The 15,168-nt window shown below is 70.7% G+C and carries 19 protein-coding genes and 1 pseudogene; 8 read left to right on the plus strand and 12 right to left on the minus strand.

The window, feature by feature from the left end:
- Positions 1-6: 6 nt before the first annotated feature.
- Positions 7-465: a hypothetical protein gene (locus ACZ3IJ_RS08390; RefSeq protein ID WP_467466866.1), complete on the minus strand. Its 459-nt coding sequence runs from the start codon at positions 463-465 to the stop codon at positions 7-9.
- A 247-nt stretch (positions 466-712) separates the two neighbouring features.
- On the opposite strand from ACZ3IJ_RS08390, the gene ACZ3IJ_RS08395 reads away from it, so the two are divergent.
- Both ACZ3IJ_RS08395 and ACZ3IJ_RS08400 read left to right on the plus strand, forming a co-directional pair.
- Positions 713-1,924: a pyridoxal phosphate-dependent aminotransferase gene (locus ACZ3IJ_RS08395; RefSeq protein WP_391798754.1), complete on the plus strand. Its 1,212-nt coding sequence runs from the start codon at positions 713-715 to the stop codon at positions 1,922-1,924.
- Positions 1,925-2,016: 92 nt separating this feature from the next.
- Positions 2,017-2,409: an SCO4983 family protein gene (locus tag ACZ3IJ_RS08400; protein WP_467466867.1), complete on the plus strand. Its 393-nt coding sequence runs from the start codon at positions 2,017-2,019 to the stop codon at positions 2,407-2,409.
- Between the two features lie 65 nt (positions 2,410-2,474).
- On the opposite strand, the gene ACZ3IJ_RS08405 is transcribed toward ACZ3IJ_RS08400, so the two are convergent.
- Positions 2,475-2,897, minus strand: coding sequence for a hypothetical protein (locus ACZ3IJ_RS08405; RefSeq protein ID WP_467466868.1), 423 nt, complete (start codon positions 2,895-2,897; stop codon positions 2,475-2,477).
- A gap of 110 nt (positions 2,898-3,007) precedes the next feature.
- Between ACZ3IJ_RS08405 and ACZ3IJ_RS08410 the strand changes: the two are divergent.
- Together ACZ3IJ_RS08410 and ACZ3IJ_RS08415 are read left to right on the plus strand one after the other, a co-directional pair.
- Positions 3,008-3,978 (plus strand): annotated as a pseudogene (locus tag ACZ3IJ_RS08410) (hypothetical protein).
- Entirely contained in the window at positions 3,975-4,151 is a 177-nt protein-coding gene (locus ACZ3IJ_RS08415; protein ID WP_467466869.1) for a hypothetical protein, read from the plus strand. Before ACZ3IJ_RS08410 ends, ACZ3IJ_RS08415 begins: the two are co-directional and overlap by 4 nt.
- Before the next feature lie 190 nt (positions 4,152-4,341).
- Here ACZ3IJ_RS08415 and ACZ3IJ_RS08420 read toward each other — a convergent pair whose 3' ends face one another.
- Positions 4,342-6,168, minus strand: a complete 1,827-nt coding sequence (locus tag ACZ3IJ_RS08420; RefSeq protein ID WP_467466870.1) for a phosphoenolpyruvate carboxykinase (GTP) — start codon at positions 6,166-6,168, stop codon at positions 4,342-4,344.
- Positions 6,169-6,364: 196 nt separating this feature from the next.
- Between ACZ3IJ_RS08420 and trhA the strand changes: the two genes are divergently transcribed.
- Complete coding sequence (gene trhA, locus ACZ3IJ_RS08425) at positions 6,365-7,036, plus strand: PAQR family membrane homeostasis protein TrhA (RefSeq protein ID WP_467466871.1); 672 nt, start codon at positions 6,365-6,367, stop codon at positions 7,034-7,036.
- Between the two features lie 3 nt (positions 7,037-7,039).
- Here trhA and ACZ3IJ_RS08430 read toward each other — a convergent pair whose 3' ends face one another.
- Genes ACZ3IJ_RS08430 through ACZ3IJ_RS08440 form a run of 3 tightly spaced genes read right to left on the minus strand, consistent with a single transcriptional unit; the run spans position 7,040 to position 9,213 of the window.
- The gene (locus ACZ3IJ_RS08430; protein WP_467466872.1) at positions 7,040-8,032 is read right to left on the minus strand and encodes a glycoside hydrolase family 26 protein; all 993 of its coding nucleotides are present in this window, start codon (positions 8,030-8,032) and stop codon (positions 7,040-7,042) included.
- Position 8,033: 1 nt separating this feature from the next.
- Complete coding sequence (locus ACZ3IJ_RS08435; RefSeq protein ID WP_467466873.1) at positions 8,034-8,678, minus strand: vitamin K epoxide reductase family protein; 645 nt, start codon at positions 8,676-8,678, stop codon at positions 8,034-8,036.
- Positions 8,679-8,709: 31 nt separating this feature from the next.
- Positions 8,710-9,213 carry a DUF5949 family protein gene (locus ACZ3IJ_RS08440; protein ID WP_391798766.1) on the minus strand — a complete coding sequence of 168 codons (504 nt, stop codon included), beginning with the start codon at positions 9,211-9,213 and terminating at the stop codon, positions 8,710-8,712.
- A gap of 150 nt (positions 9,214-9,363) precedes the next feature.
- Here ACZ3IJ_RS08440 and ACZ3IJ_RS08445 point away from each other — a divergent pair, with 150 nt between their 5' ends.
- Together ACZ3IJ_RS08445 and ACZ3IJ_RS08450 are read left to right on the plus strand one after the other, a co-directional pair.
- Positions 9,364-9,807 carry a tyrosinase family oxidase copper chaperone gene (locus ACZ3IJ_RS08445; protein ID WP_467466875.1) on the plus strand — a complete coding sequence of 148 codons (444 nt, stop codon included), beginning with the start codon at positions 9,364-9,366 and terminating at the stop codon, positions 9,805-9,807.
- Entirely contained in the window at positions 9,791-10,657 is an 867-nt protein-coding gene (locus ACZ3IJ_RS08450; protein WP_467466876.1) for a tyrosinase family protein, read from the plus strand. The genes ACZ3IJ_RS08445 and ACZ3IJ_RS08450 overlap by 17 nt, the downstream gene beginning before the upstream one ends.
- 55 nt (positions 10,658-10,712) lie before the next feature.
- Here the strand turns inward: ACZ3IJ_RS08450 and ACZ3IJ_RS08455 are convergent, their stop codons facing one another.
- The 3 genes from ACZ3IJ_RS08455 to ACZ3IJ_RS08465 all read right to left on the minus strand — a co-directional run bounded on the left by ACZ3IJ_RS08455 (position 10,713) and on the right by ACZ3IJ_RS08465 (position 12,171).
- The gene (locus ACZ3IJ_RS08455; RefSeq protein WP_467466877.1) at positions 10,713-10,991 is read right to left on the minus strand and encodes a chaplin; all 279 of its coding nucleotides are present in this window, start codon (positions 10,989-10,991) and stop codon (positions 10,713-10,715) included.
- 299 nt (positions 10,992-11,290) lie between these two features.
- Complete coding sequence (locus ACZ3IJ_RS08460; RefSeq protein ID WP_391798769.1) at positions 11,291-11,758, minus strand: hypothetical protein; 468 nt, start codon at positions 11,756-11,758, stop codon at positions 11,291-11,293.
- Between the two features lie 200 nt (positions 11,759-11,958).
- A complete protein-coding gene (locus ACZ3IJ_RS08465; protein ID WP_467466878.1) occupies positions 11,959-12,171 on the minus strand; it encodes an LPXTG cell wall anchor domain-containing protein in 213 nt (70 codons plus the stop codon).
- 10 nt (positions 12,172-12,181) lie between these two features.
- Between ACZ3IJ_RS08465 and ACZ3IJ_RS08470 the strand changes: the two genes are divergently transcribed.
- Positions 12,182-12,478, plus strand: coding sequence for a hypothetical protein (locus ACZ3IJ_RS08470; RefSeq protein ID WP_467466879.1), 297 nt, complete (start codon positions 12,182-12,184; stop codon positions 12,476-12,478).
- A 686-nt stretch (positions 12,479-13,164) separates the two neighbouring features.
- Here the strand turns inward: ACZ3IJ_RS08470 and ACZ3IJ_RS08475 are convergent.
- The 3 genes from ACZ3IJ_RS08475 to ACZ3IJ_RS08485 form a co-directional block, all read right to left on the minus strand.
- Complete coding sequence (locus ACZ3IJ_RS08475; protein ID WP_467466880.1) at positions 13,165-13,428, minus strand: hypothetical protein; 264 nt, start codon at positions 13,426-13,428, stop codon at positions 13,165-13,167.
- 244 nt (positions 13,429-13,672) lie between these two features.
- A complete protein-coding gene (locus ACZ3IJ_RS08480; RefSeq protein ID WP_467466881.1) occupies positions 13,673-14,245 on the minus strand; it encodes a hypothetical protein in 573 nt (190 codons plus the stop codon).
- 262 nt (positions 14,246-14,507) lie between these two features.
- Positions 14,508-14,747, minus strand: a complete 240-nt coding sequence (locus ACZ3IJ_RS08485; RefSeq protein WP_467466882.1) for a chaplin — start codon at positions 14,745-14,747, stop codon at positions 14,508-14,510.
- Positions 14,748-15,168: the final 421 nt, after the last annotated feature.

The following is a 15,168-nucleotide window of genomic DNA, read 5'->3' on the forward strand; positions in this document are numbered from 1 at the left end:
CCGGCCTCACCTCGGACGTTTCGTCTGCCCGGGGGCCGAGCCCGACTTCCCGGGCGTGTCGCTCCCGGAGTCCCCGGTCGCGACGGGCCCGGGCGACTCCGTGGCGGTGTCGCCCGCCCCGACGGACGCCGAAACCGACGCGGTCGCCGAGGCAGACGGGGACTCGGACGCGGACCGAGGCGCGGCGGACGAGGACGCCGATGGCGTACCGGTGGCGTCGCTCTCCGCCCCGTCGCCCGAAGGGTCGGCCTGGATCAGCGAAGGCATCCCCGGCCGGCCGTCGTCGACCGTCGGCGCCCCTCCGGTCTGGCCCGACCGGAACGCCCCGGCGACGACCGCGACCAGCAGCCCGACGCCGACGACGCCGGCGCCCGCCAGCAGTCGGCGCGGGCCCGGGGTCCGCCGCTTCGTGGCATGACGGCGGCGGCCGGGGGCGTCTGCGGCTCGGTCGCGCTGGTGGCTCATGGCCGCGCATTCTACGGAGCGGACAGCGGGCCGGGTCACGCCAGGTCGCCTCCCGGGACCGGCCGGGACAACGGCCCGGGGCACCGGCCCGGGCACGGTCCCGGGCACCGGCCGGGACACGGCCCCGGAGCACGGCCCTGAAGTGCGGCCCTGAAGTGCGCCTTCCAGCCCCCGGGCCGGGCTCCGATCTGCCCGACGTGTCCCAAAACACGAGGCGTCCCGCGCCACACCCCCGTAAGCTCTCGACATGCAGGTGATCCAGTCCACGAAGCTCGCCAACGTCTGTTACGAAATCCGGGGTCCGGTGCTCGAAGAGGCGATGCGGCTTGAGGCTGCGGGTCATCGCATCCTCAAGCTCAACACCGGAAACCCGGCCGCCTTCGGGTTCGAGTGCCCGCCGGCGATCCTCGAGGACGTGCTGCGCAACCTCGCCGACGCGCACGGCTACGGCGACGCGAAGGGCCTGCTCGCCGCCCGCCGCGCGGTGATGAGCCACTACGAGACCAAGGGCATCCCGCTCTCCGTCGAGGACATCTACCTCGGCAACGGCGTCTCCGAGCTGATCCAGATGTCGATGCAGGCGCTGCTCGACGACGGCGACGAGGTCCTCGTCCCCGCCCCGGACTACCCGCTGTGGACCGCCTCGGTCTCGCTGGCCGGCGGTACGGCCGTGCACTACCGCTGCGACGAGCAGTCGGACTGGATGCCGGACCTCGCCGACATCGAGCGGAAGATCACCGACCGCACCAAGGCGATCGTGATCATCAACCCGAACAACCCGACGGGCGCCGTCTACGACGACGAGATGCTCCGCTCGCTCACGGAGATCGCCCGCCGCCACAACCTGGTCGTCTGTTCGGACGAGATCTACGACAAGATCCTCTACGACGGCACCACGCACACCCCGACCGCCGCCATCGCCCCGGATCTCCTGGTCCTGACGTTCAACGGGATGAGCAAGAACTACCGGGTGGCCGGCTTCCGCTCCGGCTGGCTCGCGGTCTGCGGCCCCAAGGCCCACGCCACCTCGTACATCGAGGGCCTCACGATCCTCGCCAACATGCGACTGTGCGCCAACATGCCCGCGCAGCACGCGGTGGCCGCCGCCCTGCAGGGCCGGCAGTCGATCGAGGACCTGGTGCTGCCGGGCGGGCGGCTCCTGGAGCAGCGCGACGTGGCGTACGACCTGCTGACGCAGATCCCGGGCGTGACCTGTGTGAAGCCGAAGGGCGCCCTGTACCTCTTCCCGCGGCTCGACCCGAGCGTCTACAAGGTCAAGGACGACCGGCAGATGGTCCTCGACCTGCTGCGGGCCGAGAAGATCATGGTGGTTCACGGGACGGGCTTCAACTGGCACGAGCCGGACCACTTCCGGATCGTGACGCTGCCGAACGCGACGGACCTGGCGGACGCGGTGACCCGGATCGGCACCTTCCTGGACGGCTACAGCCAGCACTGACCCGCCACGCCGGGCCGCGATCCCGGACCGCGCTCAACTTTAGATTGAATCCAAGCTAGGATGGATCCAGAGATACCTCAGGAGGCCGTCCCATGTACGAACCGATCCGCACGAAGTCGGTCCACCGGATGGCCGACGACGACCAGGACGCGTACCCGCACCGCTCCCGCGAGGAGGAGCTGGACATCCAGCTCGCCGGTCACCTCGCCGCCCTCCTCGCCGTCACGGACGAGCTGGGCGACGCGGAGGCCGGTGACCTCATCGCCCGGCAGGTCGCGCGGCTGCGCGGCGCGCCGCCGGCCCGGCACGCCGGACTGAGCGGCTCGGGCGCCCCGTCGCTGCACCGGCGCGCCCACGCCCTCGCCGGCCGCGCCCTGGTGGTCGCCGCCTCCCGGGCCGACACGGCCGCCGCGATCCTCGCCGCCGAGCGCATGGACGCGCACACCGCGGCGCTGACCTCCACCGAGCTGGTCAGCGCCCCCTGACGGCCCCGGGCCGCGTGCCGGGGAGGCGCACGGCCCGGGTGCCACACACCCCACGACCGGTCCCGCTACGGCGAGACGGTCCCCGCCGGCTCCGTCGACTCGAACCGCGCCTCCATCACCACGCACCGCAGCTCGCCGCCCTCGTACGGCCACCTGCCCACGATCGCGGTCCGCCCCGTCGCCCCCGGCACCAGGTCCTCGACAGCCGGCCGGCCCGTCTCGACGAACCGGCCTTCCCCGTCCTGGAAGTCGATCATCAGGTGGTACGTGCCCGTGCGGGCCGCCTGGCTGGTGACCGCCAGTTCGGCGACCGGCCGCCGTGTCACCGGGTCCACCGCGCACCGCGTGACCGACACGTCGTCCTCGGGGAACCGCATGTCCGCGTGGTTCTCGCCGTAGACGTAGAAGAACGCGACGAGCAGACCGACCGGCGCCAGTACCACCGACGCCCCCACGACCACCAGCAGGACGATCACCCATCGCGGCATGCCGCCACCCCTCCCCAGAGGCGATCACCGTACACGGCGGGTGCTCGTCCTCCGGTTCTGTACCGGGATCACCCCTTCACCCCCCGTCCACCCAACTCCCCCTGGAAAATGTGGGCTTCCGTGAGCAGCCTGCCCTCGTGAGACGCATCCTGGGAATCGTCCTGGCCGTCCTGCTGCTGGGCGGCGTGGCCGTCGTCCTCGTGGCGGGCGGCGACAAGGACAAGGGCACGGCAACGAAGACCGTGCGAGGAGTGATCGGGTCGGAGAAGGCGGAGTTCTTCGCCGACACCGAGGTCGTGAAGGCCCTGGCCGACAAGGGCTTCACCGTGACGACGGAGACATCGGGATCCTGGGACATGGAGGAGCTGCCCCTCACGGGCTACGACTTCGCGTTCCCGGCCTCCAAGGCGCCCGCCGACGAGCTGCGTTCCAAAGCGGGCGTGAAGGGCGCCGCGCTGCGGCCCTTCTACTCGCCGCTGGTCGTCGTCGCCCACCGCGCCGCCGCCGAGGTCCTCGCCGACAACGGCCTGGTACGGCTGGGCTCCGGGGGCCGGACGGGCACGCTGCTCATGGACCCCTATCTGAAGGCCGCGAAGGCCGACAGGACCTGGCAGCAGCTCAAGGGCGCGAGCGCGCACCCGGAGCTGAGCGGCACGGTCTTCGTCACCTCGACCGACCCCGTCGCCTCCAACTCCGGCGCCCTCTACCTCGCCGCGGCCGGTTATGTCGCCGACGGGGGCAGAGTCGCCGGCGACAAGGCGGCCGTGGACCGTACGGCACCGCTGCTGCGCACGCTGATCGGCGTCCAGGGCGCCCAGCAGTCGACCACACGGTCGTACCGCTCACCGAGAACGGCCGGGCGCTCGGCGAACTCCTCACCTCCGACCCGGAGCTGCGCAAGCTCGCGGTACGTCACGGCTTCCGCCCGCAGGGCGCCGCGGCCGAGTTCACGGCCGCGACGGCGGACCTCGGGGACCGCCTCAACCAGACACTGACCGGGGTCCGCCAGGCGCCCGTGCCCACCAGCGAGATGCTGCACGAGATGGCGCGTCGGGCCCGCAACCAGGGGGACTCCGCATGACCACGCCCAACGACCCTGCCACCGCGCAACTGGTCCTCACCCCACCGGAGCCGGTGCCCCCGGTCCGCACCGAGCAGCAGGAGGCCGCGGCGATCGCCTCGGCCCTGCAGGACGCGGAGGCGATCCGGCAGCAGACCCACACGCGCTATCTGGAGGAGCGCGGAAGGTCCTGACCCGCCGCCCGCCCGGGCATCGCCGGGTACGGCCCGGTCGACGCGGCGGGAATGCACCGGCCCCCGGAGCCGTGAGGGGGCTCCGGGGGCCGGTGTGCGTCGCAGCGAGCCGTTCGTGACCCCACTGGTCAGGGCGGTGTTCGGGGCGACTCGCCACGAGTCTTTCGGTGGTACCTCGGTGGTACGGGGATCAGCCCAGGCGCTCGACCAGCGCGCGGTACTCGTCCCACAGCTCCTTCGGCGTGTGGTCGCCGAAGGTGTTGAGGTGCTCGGGGACCAGGGCGGCCTCCTCGCGCCAGACGTCGCGGTCGACCTTGAGCAGGAACTCCAGGTCCTCCGCGGGCAGGTCCAGGCCCTCGGTGTCGAGCGCGTCGGCGGTCGGGAGGATGCCGATCGGGGTCTCGACGCCCTCGGCCTTGCCCTCCAGGCGCTCCACGATCCACTTCAGGACGCGGCTGTTCTCGCCGAAGCCGGGCCAGACGAACTTGCCGGCCTCGTTCTTGCGGAACCAGTTCACGTAGTAGATCTTCGGCAGCTTGGCCTGGTCCGCGTTGGCGCCGACCTTGATCCAGTGCGCCATGTAGTCGCCCATGTTGTAGCCGCAGAACGGCAGCATGGCGAACGGGTCGCGGCGCAGCTCGCCGACCTTGCCCTCGGCGGCGGCGGTCTTCTCGGAGGCGACGTTCGCGCCGAGGAAGACACCGTGGTTCCAGTCGAAGGACTCGGTGACCAGCGGGACGGCGGAGGCGCGGCGGCCACCGAAGAGGATCGCCGAGATCGGCACGCCCTTCGGGTCCTCCCACTCCGGGGCGATCGTCGGGCACTGGCCGGCCGGGACGGTGAAGCGGGCGTTGGGGTGGGCGGCCGGGGTCTCGGACTCCGGCGTCCAGTCGTTGCCCTTCCAGTCGGTGAGGTGGGCGGGCGCCTTCTCGGTCATGCCCTCCCACCAGACGTCGCCGTCGTCGGTGAGCGCGACGTTGGTGAAGACGGAGTTGCCCCACAGGGTCTTCATGGCGTTGGCGTTGGTGTGCTCGCCGGTGCCGGGCGCGACGCCGAAGAAGCCGGCCTCGGGGTTGATCGCGTAGAGGCGGCCGTCCTCGCCGAAGCGCATCCAGGCGATGTCGTCGCCGATGGTCTCGACCGTCCAGCCGGAGATCGTGGGCTCCAGCATGGCGAGGTTGGTCTTGCCACAGGCGGACGGGAAGGCGGCGGCGACGTACTTCGACTCGCCCTGCGGCGGGGTGAGCTTCAGGACGAGCATGTGCTCGGCGAGCCAGCCCTCGTCACGCGCCATGACGGAGGCGATGCGCAGCGCGTAGCACTTCTTGCCGAGCAGGGCGTTGCCGCCGTAGCCGGAGCCGTAGGACCAGATCTCTCGGGTCTCCGGGAAGTGCGAGATGTACTTGGTGGAGTTGCACGGCCACGGCACGTCCTCCTCGCCCTCCGCGAGCGGGGCGCCGAGGGTGTGGACGGCCTTGACGAAGAAGCCGTCGGTGCCGAGCTCGTCGAGGACGGCCTGTCCCATGCGGGTCATGGTGCGCATGGAGGCGGCGACGTACGCGGAGTCGGTGATCTCGACGCCGATGGCGGAGAGCGGGGAGCCGACCGGGCCCATGCAGAAGGGCACGACGTACATGGTGCGGCCCTTCATCGAGCCGCGGAAGATGCCCTTCTCGCCCGCGAAGACGGCCTTCATCTCCGCCGGGGCCTTCCAGTGGTTGGTCGGGCCCGCGTCCTCCTCCTTCTCGGAGCAGATGAAGGTCCGGTCCTCGACGCGCGCGACGTCGGACGGGTCGGAGGCGGCGTAGTAGGAGTTCGGGCGCAGCGTGGGGTCGAGCTTCTTGAACGTTCCCTTGGCGACGAGCTCCTCGCACAGGCGCTCGTACTCGGCCTCGGATCCGTCGCACCAGACGATGCTGTCCGGCTGCGTGATCTCGGCGATCTCGTTCACCCAGGCGACCAGTTCCTGGTGCTGGGTGGGGACGGCGGTGGTGGGAGCCGCGTTGTCGCGCGCCACGATTGCTCCTTGATGAGGGGTTTTGAAGATGTCTGCCCCGTGGGGGCTGCGACCCGGATGCGTCGTAGCTGCTCATCCGGTGCCGACCACACTCATTTGATCATCCGACGCATGCGCCCATATGTCCAGAGGGCCGCACACGTGAGCATCGCCACTCCTTTCCGTGCCTTACGGGTCCGTAGGTAGCATTCGGCTCATGACTTCTGCGGTGCCGGACCTGAACGAGATCGAGCAGTTCGTCAAGCCACGGCTCAGGGGCTGGCTGCACGCGGGCATGTTCCCCGCGGTCGTCATCGCGGGCCTCACCCTCGTCGCGTTCTGCGACTCGTCGCGCGCGCGGATCGCCTGCGGGATCTACGTCCTCACCGCCTGCCTGCTCTTCGGCATCAGCGCGCTCTACCACCGCGGCAACTGGGGTCCGCGCGGCGAGGCCGTCCTGCGGCGCCTGGACCACGCCAACATCTTCCTGATCATCGCGGGCACCTACACCCCGCTGACCCTGCTCCTGCTCCCCGAGTCCACCGGGCGGCCGCTCATGTGGGCGGTCTGGGTCGCCGCCGCCGCGGGCATCGCCTTCCGGGTCTTCTGGGTCGGCGCACCTCGCTGGCTGTACACGCCCTGCTACATCGCGATGGGCTGGGCCGCCGTCTTCTTCCTGCCCGACTTCATGCGGACCGGCGGCATCGCCGTCCTCGTCCTGGTGGTCGTCGGCGGCGTGCTCTACAGCGCCGGCGGGGTCGTCTACGGCATGAAGCGCCCGAACCCGTCCCCGCGCTGGTTCGGCTTCCACGAGGTCTTCCACTCCCTCACCCTCGCGGCCTTCATCGTCCACTACGTCGGCATCTCCCTGGTCGCCTACAACGCCTGAGCCTCACGGCCCGCCCAGCGCGCCCCTGACCACCTCGCCCGACTCCGGGTTGTCCGCGCACCCGTACACCCCGTGCGGGCAGTAGTCCGTGAAGGTCTGGTAGACGGGCCGGTACCGCGCGAACCAGTCGAGCATCCCGCGTACGTAGGCCGGGTTGTCCCCGTTGCGGAAGAGTCCCCACTCCGGGTACGAGACGGGCTTGCCGTGCGCCGCCGCGAACCGCACATGGTGCGCGAGGCCGAACTCCTCGGTCACCTGCTCCTCGAAGCCGACCCCCTCGGGCTGGTCGTAGGCGTCGAGGCCGATGATGTCGACGTACGCGTCGCCCGGGTAGCACCGCGGCCACTCCACGGCGTCCCGCCCCCGGCTCGCGGTGAAGTCGAAGCGGAACCGCTGCCCCGGTACGTCCCGCAACACGCCCACCACCCGCTTCCAGTACGCCTTCCAGGCCTCGGGGTCCGGCCCGCAGCGATGGCTGTAGGTGGTGCCGTTCATCTCCCAGCCGAGGACGAGGACGGCGTCGGAGAGCCGGTGCGCGACCAGCCGCTCCCCCAGGGTCCGGAAGTGCCCGTCGTACGCGCCCGCCGCCCCGCTGCGCAGTCCCGCCCGGACCTCGCCGTCCGCCAGCCCCTCCTCGCTGCGGTCGAGCAGAGGGACGTTCAGGACGAAGAGCCGCCCCGGCCCCTCCTCCTTCCACCGCGCCCAGGGCTCGAAGAGCGCGGGGTGCCCCTCGATGTTGGACCAACGGTCGCCGGGCAGGTAGGTGTGCCCGACGGTCAGGTCCGCACCGCCGAGCCAGCGCTGCACCTCGGCGATCCGCCGCACCCCGGTCGCGTCGGAACCGGTGAAGAACCCGGACGGCACGTCCGGCCGCCCCGGCACGGGCGCGGGCACGCGGTCCCCGGGCGCGAGCCGGCCGCCGGGCAGCAGGACGAACGCGAGAACGGCCGCGAGCAGCACGGTCGGTGCGGCCCGCGGCCAGGAGAGGAGGGTCACGTCAGCTGGTCCAGAAGTCCCACCACCGGGTGAGGATCAGCATCCCGATGATCCCGATGTGCAGCACCGGCAGCGCGAAGGTGAACTCCTCGAAGAAGCCCCTCAGGGCGGCGGGCGCCGGCAGTACCCCCGTACGGACGTTGTGCGAGGTCACGTACCAGAACATGAGGAGCGTCGCGGTCCAGGCCAGGCAGCACCACAGGCAGAGCGCGTTGATCTCGTACAGGGACTGCTGCATCAGCCAGGTGCAGAAGCCGACGCCGAACAGCATCCCGGCGTTGAGGCCGAGCCAGAACCAGCCCCGGTAGCGGGCCCCGGCGAGCAGGCCGGCGCCGATCGCGACGACCATCCCGTACGTCACGAGACCGAGCATCGGGTTCGGGAAGCCGAACACCGCCGCCTGCTCACTCTTCATGATGTTGCCGCAGGACACGACCGGGTTGAGGCTGCAGCCCGGCTGGAAGTTCGGGTCTTCCAGGAGCTTGAACTTGTCGATCGTGATGACCCAGCCGGCCAGCACCCCGGCCGCCCCGGTGATCACGAGCAGCAGCCCGAGGGCCCGGCTCGCGCCGATCGTTCCGGCGCTCTGCGGGGACTCCTCCTGCCGCTGTCCCGGGACCCCGCCGCGTACGTTCACCGTCGCCATGCCGCCACCCCCACTCTCCGCCGCTCTCCGCTCAGCCCTGCAGGCGCCGGACCGGCAGCAGGAGGTGGGCGGCGGAGCCGACCACCTGGTCGTCGGTGACGAAGCTCTTCAGCCGCTCCTCGGTGACCGCCTCGCCGGGCACCGCGTCGGGCCAGGGGCGTACCGAGCAGATCAGGTAGACGTGCCCGTTCTCCTTGGCGGCCGCCTCCCACTCGGCGGGCACCGGGCACTGCGCCTTCATGAACGGCAGCGTGAGCACCGCCCGCTGGGCCTCGACGAGCAGGTGGGCGCCGGTCGCCCGCTCCACCGAGGCGTCGACGACGCGGTCCCCCAGCGGCAGCCCCATGCCTTCGAGGGCGGCCCGCATGGCCTCCTCGCCGGCCTCGGGACCGTCACGGCCGTCCCCGAGGGAATACACCATCAGGAAAGGGGTGACGGGGGTGTCGTCGGTCGGACCGATGGTCCACGGAACGACGGTGAGCGTGCCCAGCGGATTGTCACTGCGCGCCGCGGAAACGGCGGAGGGAGAAGTCATGGACCCGGATGGTAGTGGTCGAACAGCCGCCTTCCCGCGCTGAATTCACTCGATCGGCCGACATTCCACCCGCTGGCATTTCCCTCGCAACGAAGTCGGGTTTCCATCGTTGTGCCCTGAGGGCATTCTCCGACCGTTTGGAGATCACTCATGATCGTCCCGCGCCGCGTCGCACTGCGGTCCCTTTTCACCCTGGCCGTCGCCGCCTTCACCGGCGGCGCCCTGGCCCGCATCGCCGCCACACCGCGCGGGGGCACACCCCGCGCCTCGGCCGGCGACACCGCCGAGAAGCCGTTCGGGGAGCCGTTCGGGGAACACGGGGAGCTCTTCGACGAGATGTACCGAGGGCGCCGCATCCGGAGCCTCGCGGGCCCCTCGGGCGAGCCCCTCGTCCTCGTCGACGGCCGGCCGCTCCATCTGATGCGCCGCGCCGACGGCGGCTATCTCACCCCCGTCGACCACTACGAGTCCCATGCGACACCGCTGGCGGCCACCCGCGCGGCCGTGGACGAGCTGGGATCCGCCCCGCTGACCCGCTACGCCGCCGCCCACGGCGTCCACCAGGGAGGGAGTCCGCGTGGCCTACACGCGTAAGAACCAGCGCGATCTGACGAGCGCCGAGCGGAAGAAGTTCGTCGCCGCCGTCCTGGAACTCAAGCGGTCCGGAAAGTACGACGACTTCGTCCGCACGCACATCGACTACTACGTCGCCGACGGGGACAACCGCCTCCGCGTGGCCCACATGACCCCCAGCTTCCTGCCCTGGCACCGCAAGTTCCTGCTGGAGTTCGAACGGGCTCTGCGCCGGATCGACCCGACCGTCACCGTGCCGTACTGGGACTGGACCCGGGACAACACCCCGGCCGCCTCCCTCTGGAGCGAGGACTTCATGGGCGGCAACGGGCGCCGCGAGGACCTCCAGGTGATGACCGGTCCCTTCGCCTACACCGGCGGACGGTGGGCGGTGAAGCACGGCATGACCGAAGGCCGCTTCCTGACCAGGGACTTCGGCCGCCCCCGGGACCCGATCACGCTGCCCACGAAGGCGCAGCTGGACGCGGCGATGCGGGAGACCGTCTACGACGTCGAGCCGTGGAACTCCACGAGCCGCTCGGGGTTCCGGAACACCCTGGAGGGCTGGGCCCCGGGCCGCGGCAACGAACGGTTCCGCATCCACAACCGTGTGCACCGCTGGGTCGGCGGCCTGATGCTCGGCGGCGCCTCCGTCAACGACCCGGTCTTCTGGCTCCACCACTCCTTCGTGGACCTCCAGTGGTCCCGCTGGCAGCAGCGCAACCCACGGGCCGGGTATCTCCCCACGCGCCCGCCGCAGCTGGGCGAGTCCCAGTACCGGCGGATCGCGGCCCGCGACGAGAAGATGGGCCCCTGGGGGGTCACCCCCGGCGAGATGCTCGACCACAGCGCCATCTACCGGTACGCATGACAGAACGTCCCCCCGGCCGACCGGCCGGGGGGACGTCGATGACGAGGGGTCGGCCTCAGCCGCCGTAGCCGCCGTCACGGGATTCGTCGCCACCGTCGACGTTCGCGCACTGGTTGCCGAACGCCGGGTTGATCAGCCCGATGACCGTGACGGTGTTGCCGCACAGGTTGACCGGCACGTGGACCGGGACCTGGACGACGTTGCCCGAGCCGACGCCGGGCGAGTGGGCGGCGACACCGTGGGCGCCCGAGTCGGCGACGGCCATGCCGGCTCCGCTGAGGGCAACGGCACCCGTGCCGGCGAGAACAGCGGCAGCCTTCGCGATGCGAGACATCAAGAACTCCTTGGACGTGGAAAGGCGACCGCGAGAATCACGGCCGACATTCCCGTTCAACGCCGAAACGGCGCATGGGTCACGGCCATTACGCCGGACGGGACTGAAGGTGAGGGAAGGCCCGCAGAACCGGTGGGTCCGCCCGCCGTCGGATACGACGGAACGGTCCCGGGATCTGCGGGCCACGGCCATGCGACCAGCCTTCCGTTGTAACGAGCAACGACCCCTCGGGTGGCGGGGAAGAATCGTGCCTTCACCCGCCGGGCCATTGGTCGTACAAACGAACGCCGTCAGGCCGTCTACTGCGCCAGACCCAGCTGGGAGTCCAGCGCTCCGCTCAGCATCGGGGCGACGACACCGACCTCGGGCACCGCGAGGTCCGGCAGCCCGAGCCGGTCGCCGCGCGGCGCGACGACCGGGTTGCCGACCGTGGCGCCCGGGGTGGCGGCGACCATCTCCGAGCGCGGGGTGGTGAAGAGGGCCTTGCCCGGCTCGCTGCCCTCGATGACCTCGGGGAGCTGCGCGGCGAGGACGGTCTCCGGGAGCGTGCTCGTGAACGGCACCCGGGGCAGGGCCACGTCCGGCAGCAGACCCGCCTGCCCCTCCTGGAAACCGGTGGGGCCGCCCGGCACGGGCAGGGGAACCCCGCTGGCGACCGTGGGGGCGTCCATCGGGATCACCGGCTCCAGCCCCTGGAGCGGAACGACGACCGGCGCGTCGGCGGCGACGGCGGGGGAGGCCATGGCCGCGGAGGCGAGAGCGGTCATGAGGATTCCCATGCCGGCGTGAGAGCGCAGATTCATGACTGCGTAGGCCCTTCAGAGCAGGTGTCGACGTTACTGAGGTACTGCGCCCTGACAACGAGCCCGGCGGAGGGAACGTCGCGAGATTCCCCTGTCTGCAGCAACGTGAAAACCCCCACCGGTGACGGTGGGGGTCTTCGTTGACGTGTTGTCAGTACGGAACGTCAGTGTCGGCGCCCACGGCGTCCGGCGCCGACGACGCGGCCGGCCCGGAGGTAGACGACGGTACCGCCGATGATCAGGGCCGCGCTGATCGCCGCCGCGCCCATCGTCACAGAGTCGGCGCCCGTGTCGGGAAGGTGGGGCTTGTCGGGACCGTGCGACTCCCCGGGGCCGCCCGGCCCGCCGGGGTGGCTCGGGGACGAAGTCGGCGGCATCGTGGGCGGCTTGGTCGGAGGCGTGGTGGGCGGCTTCGTCGGAGGCGTGGTCGGCGGCTTCGTGGGCGGCTTGGTCGGAGGCTTCGTCGGAGGCTTCGTGGGCGGAGTCGTCGGAGGCTTCGTCGGAGGCGTGGTCGGCGGCTTCGTCGGAGGCTTCGTGGGCGGAGTCGTCGGAGGCTTCGTGGGCGGAGTCGTCGGAGGCTTCGTCGGAGGCGTGGTCGGCGGCTTCGTCGGCGGAGTCGTCGGAGGCTTCGTCGGAGGCGTGGTCGGCGGCTTCGTGGGAGGCGTGGTCTCGTCGTCCCCGTAGCCGCCGGGCTCTTCCTCGTCCGACGGCGGGCCGCACAGTTCCGCGAGTACGGAGGGCGGGACATGAGCGAACGGCGCGTGGTCGCCGCACAGGTCCGGCGGGACGGGGGCCTGGACGTGGTGCCCCGAGCCGGGGTCTGGCGAACGGCCGTCTCCGCTCAGGGAGTTCGCCGCCAGCGCGAGACCTCCCGTCAGCGACAGGATTCCCGTCGTCGCCGCTGCGGTGATCAGCTTTCGGCTGATGTTGGATCGCATACCGATCTTCCTCTGGAGAAGGGAGAGACCGGCGGGACCCCCCTCGCTCCGACCGGCCTGTCCACGCACTCAACGCGTCGGTCCACTGACGCACTGGTTACGGAACGTCAGGCTCAGGGACACCGGGCAGCGGCGCCGTGGACAGCGGCGCGAGTTCGAGCGCTGCCGCCCTCGGTCTCTCCATGGGCCGACCTTCCGTGAGGGGTCGGCGAGAGCCTAAGGAGCGGCACACCGCGGGAGCCGCGACCACACGGCAGCCGATCTGAAAATCATTCGATCAGCCGATCACTGTGGGTGGCGGCATACGCTCGGCGAAGGCGTCCGCCCGGGGCCAGGCGGAGCGAGGGTTCGATCCAGGAGGGTCGGGACCACGTGCGCGGTCCGCCACGCCGGGGAGCGGCGCGGGTCAGGCGGTCCTGCGGGGAGAGAGCGTCAGCCGCCGATCGGGAGGCCGCCGAGGAGCGGGGCGCTCTGGGTCGTCTTGTTGAGCTGGTTGGCGGTGTCTCCCACGGTCTTGACGACGGAGCCGTCGGTGGTGCTGCTCAGCGCGTCCGTCTTCAGGCCCTCGCTGGCGAGCGTCCCGAGGCCACCGTTCAGGCTGGTGGGCATCATCGCCTCGGCGGCCATGGCGGGCGCGGCGGCACCCAGGGCCATCACAGAACCGGCGACGACCGCGGCAACCTTGGTGGGCTTCATGAATCGAATCCTTCCTCTTGGCATCACTGTGCAAGCAAGTCGCTTGCTGTACAGGCCTCTTGGCCGATTCCTGTACGTCGTTCTGCCTTCTGTAACGAGAGGTGCGCTCCACGGAAACTCCGAGAGGAGGGATTTCTCTCCACTGCACTCGAATGACTGGACCCGGTGCTATTTGCGGATCGGATACCCGGACGCCGTGCCGTCCGGGAGACCGGGCGGCACGGCGTCGGGTGGTGCGGCGGAGCTACCAGCGGACCGGCAGGTCCAGTTCGGGCAGGTCCACCTCGGGCGGTTCGACGTCGGGAAGCTCCGTCGCGGGAAGCTCCACCGGCGGCACGGCCACCTCCGGCAGCTCGACCGGAAGCGTGGGCACCTCGACGGGGAGCTCCGGCAGCGCCGGCAGTCCGCCGAGCACCCCGGAGAGAACCGAGTTGATCAGCGAGGTGACGGTCGCGGTGACCTGGGGCACGAGGCCGCTGACACCGCCGGTGACCGTCGCGAGGAGATCGGCGATCACCTTCTGGACGGTCGCGAGGGCGTCGGCGACGGGGTCGGCGGCCGCCGCTTTCGCGGTCGGTGCCCCGGAGAAGGAGACCGGGGTACCGGGGCGCGAGGCCGGCGTGATGCCCTTGGCGGCGTCGACCGCCGTCGTGACCTTCGCCTTGAGCGCCTCGATCTCGGAGGGGGGCGCCTCGGCCGTCACGGCCGGGACGCGGGACGGGAGGTGTTCGTCGGCGACGGCGGTTCCGGCCGCGCCGAGGGTGAGGGTGGCGGTTATCGCCAGGACGGTGAGGCGGCTGCAAGCGAGGGGACGCATATGTGTTCCTTTTCCTTATGCGTCGGACAACATCTCGGCCACCGTGCGCTGCACACATAGCGCTCCGCAACAGGAGGACTACGGAGCGCCACCCCCTCCGTTCGGGTGAATCCGCCGCTCTGACCTGCTCCTCCGAGGGGCGTGCGCCGTTGCACCGGGCGGCGCACGAGGGTGCGTCCGAATGATGCAGAAGGCCGGCGCGCCACCCCGGGTACAGGGGCGGCGCGCCGGCCTCGGAAGGACCACGATCCGGCGTGCGAGATCAGACGTTGGCGCAGGTGTTGCCGAAGGCGGGGTTCAGGGCGCCGATGACGTTGACCGTGTTGCCGCAGACGTTGACCGGCACGTGGATCGGCGCCTGGACGAGGTTGCCGGACAGGACGCCCGGGGACTTGACGGCAGCGCCCTCGGCCAGGGAGTCGGCAGCGGCGACACCGGCGGCACCCGCGACGGACGCGGCGACACCCACGGACAGGACTACAGCCTTCGCGATACGGGACATGGAGAAGCGCTCCTCGATTGTTGACGAACCTGCGAGACGGCACGGACGGTTTCGCCCGGCTCCTTCAACAACGCTTCCGCAATTCATCGGTTGCTCTCCCGAACGGGTGACGTTCAACCGATCTTTGGGCCATAAGAGGGCCATTCGAGCGACTGACCGAAGAATGGCGCAACACGCTCAACGAGGAAACTGCCGAGCAGATGCGGGAGTTAGCGTTTGTGAGCATCTAATGCTTACTATCGCCCGACGTCGGGGCTATAACGTTCCCGAGCGTCGCCTACGGTCCAGCCGCGTGAACATCCCTTTCTCGCGGTCGACATCTTCTTCTCCCCCGGTCTACACGGGTGTTCCCTTGCTTCTCTCATCAAAGCGGAGAACCACTATGCGGAATTCAGCAGGTCGTGCTGTGCGCCGCGGTCTG

The sequence above is a fragment of the Streptomyces sp. NPDC013317 genome (assembly GCF_055563155.1).

Bases quoted from the DNA above. Each gene is read 5' to 3' on its own strand.
- ACZ3IJ_RS08460 (WP_391798769.1), bottom strand. From the start codon at position 11,758: ATGACCGCTCTCGCCTCCGCGGCCATGGCCTCCCCCGCCGTCGCCGCC.
- ACZ3IJ_RS08475 (WP_467466880.1), bottom strand. From the start codon at position 13,428: ATGAAGCCCACCAAGGTTGCCGCGGTCGTCGCCGGTTCTGTGATGGCC.
- ACZ3IJ_RS08455 (WP_467466877.1), bottom strand. From the start codon at position 10,991: ATGTCTCGCATCGCGAAGGCTGCCGCTGTTCTCGCCGGCACGGGTGCC.
- ACZ3IJ_RS08485 (WP_467466882.1), bottom strand. From the start codon at position 14,747: ATGTCCCGTATCGCGAAGGCTGTAGTCCTGTCCGTGGGTGTCGCCGCG.
- trhA (WP_467466871.1), top strand. From the start codon at position 6,365: ATGACTTCTGCGGTGCCGGACCTGAACGAGATCGAGCAGTTCGTCAAG.
- ACZ3IJ_RS08400 (WP_467466867.1), top strand. From the start codon at position 2,017: ATGTACGAACCGATCCGCACGAAGTCGGTCCACCGGATGGCCGACGAC.
- ACZ3IJ_RS08465 (WP_467466878.1), bottom strand. From the start codon at position 12,171: ATGCCGCCGACTTCGTCCCCGAGCCACCCCGGCGGGCCGGGCGGCCCC.
- ACZ3IJ_RS08435 (WP_467466873.1), bottom strand. From the start codon at position 8,678: ATGGCGACGGTGAACGTACGCGGCGGGGTCCCGGGACAGCGGCAGGAG.
- ACZ3IJ_RS08440 (WP_391798766.1), bottom strand. From the start codon at position 9,213: ATGACTTCTCCCTCCGCCGTTTCCGCGGCGCGCAGTGACAATCCGCTG.
- ACZ3IJ_RS08480 (WP_467466881.1), bottom strand. From the start codon at position 14,245: ATGCGTCCCCTCGCTTGCAGCCGCCTCACCGTCCTGGCGATAACCGCC.
- ACZ3IJ_RS08445 (WP_467466875.1), top strand. From the start codon at position 9,364: ATGATCGTCCCGCGCCGCGTCGCACTGCGGTCCCTTTTCACCCTGGCC.
- ACZ3IJ_RS08395 (WP_391798754.1), top strand. From the start codon at position 713: ATGCAGGTGATCCAGTCCACGAAGCTCGCCAACGTCTGTTACGAAATC.
- ACZ3IJ_RS08415 (WP_467466869.1), top strand. From the start codon at position 3,975: ATGACCACGCCCAACGACCCTGCCACCGCGCAACTGGTCCTCACCCCA.
- ACZ3IJ_RS08405 (WP_467466868.1), bottom strand. From the start codon at position 2,897: ATGCCGCGATGGGTGATCGTCCTGCTGGTGGTCGTGGGGGCGTCGGTG.
- ACZ3IJ_RS08390 (WP_467466866.1), bottom strand. From the start codon at position 465: ATGAGCCACCAGCGCGACCGAGCCGCAGACGCCCCCGGCCGCCGCCGT.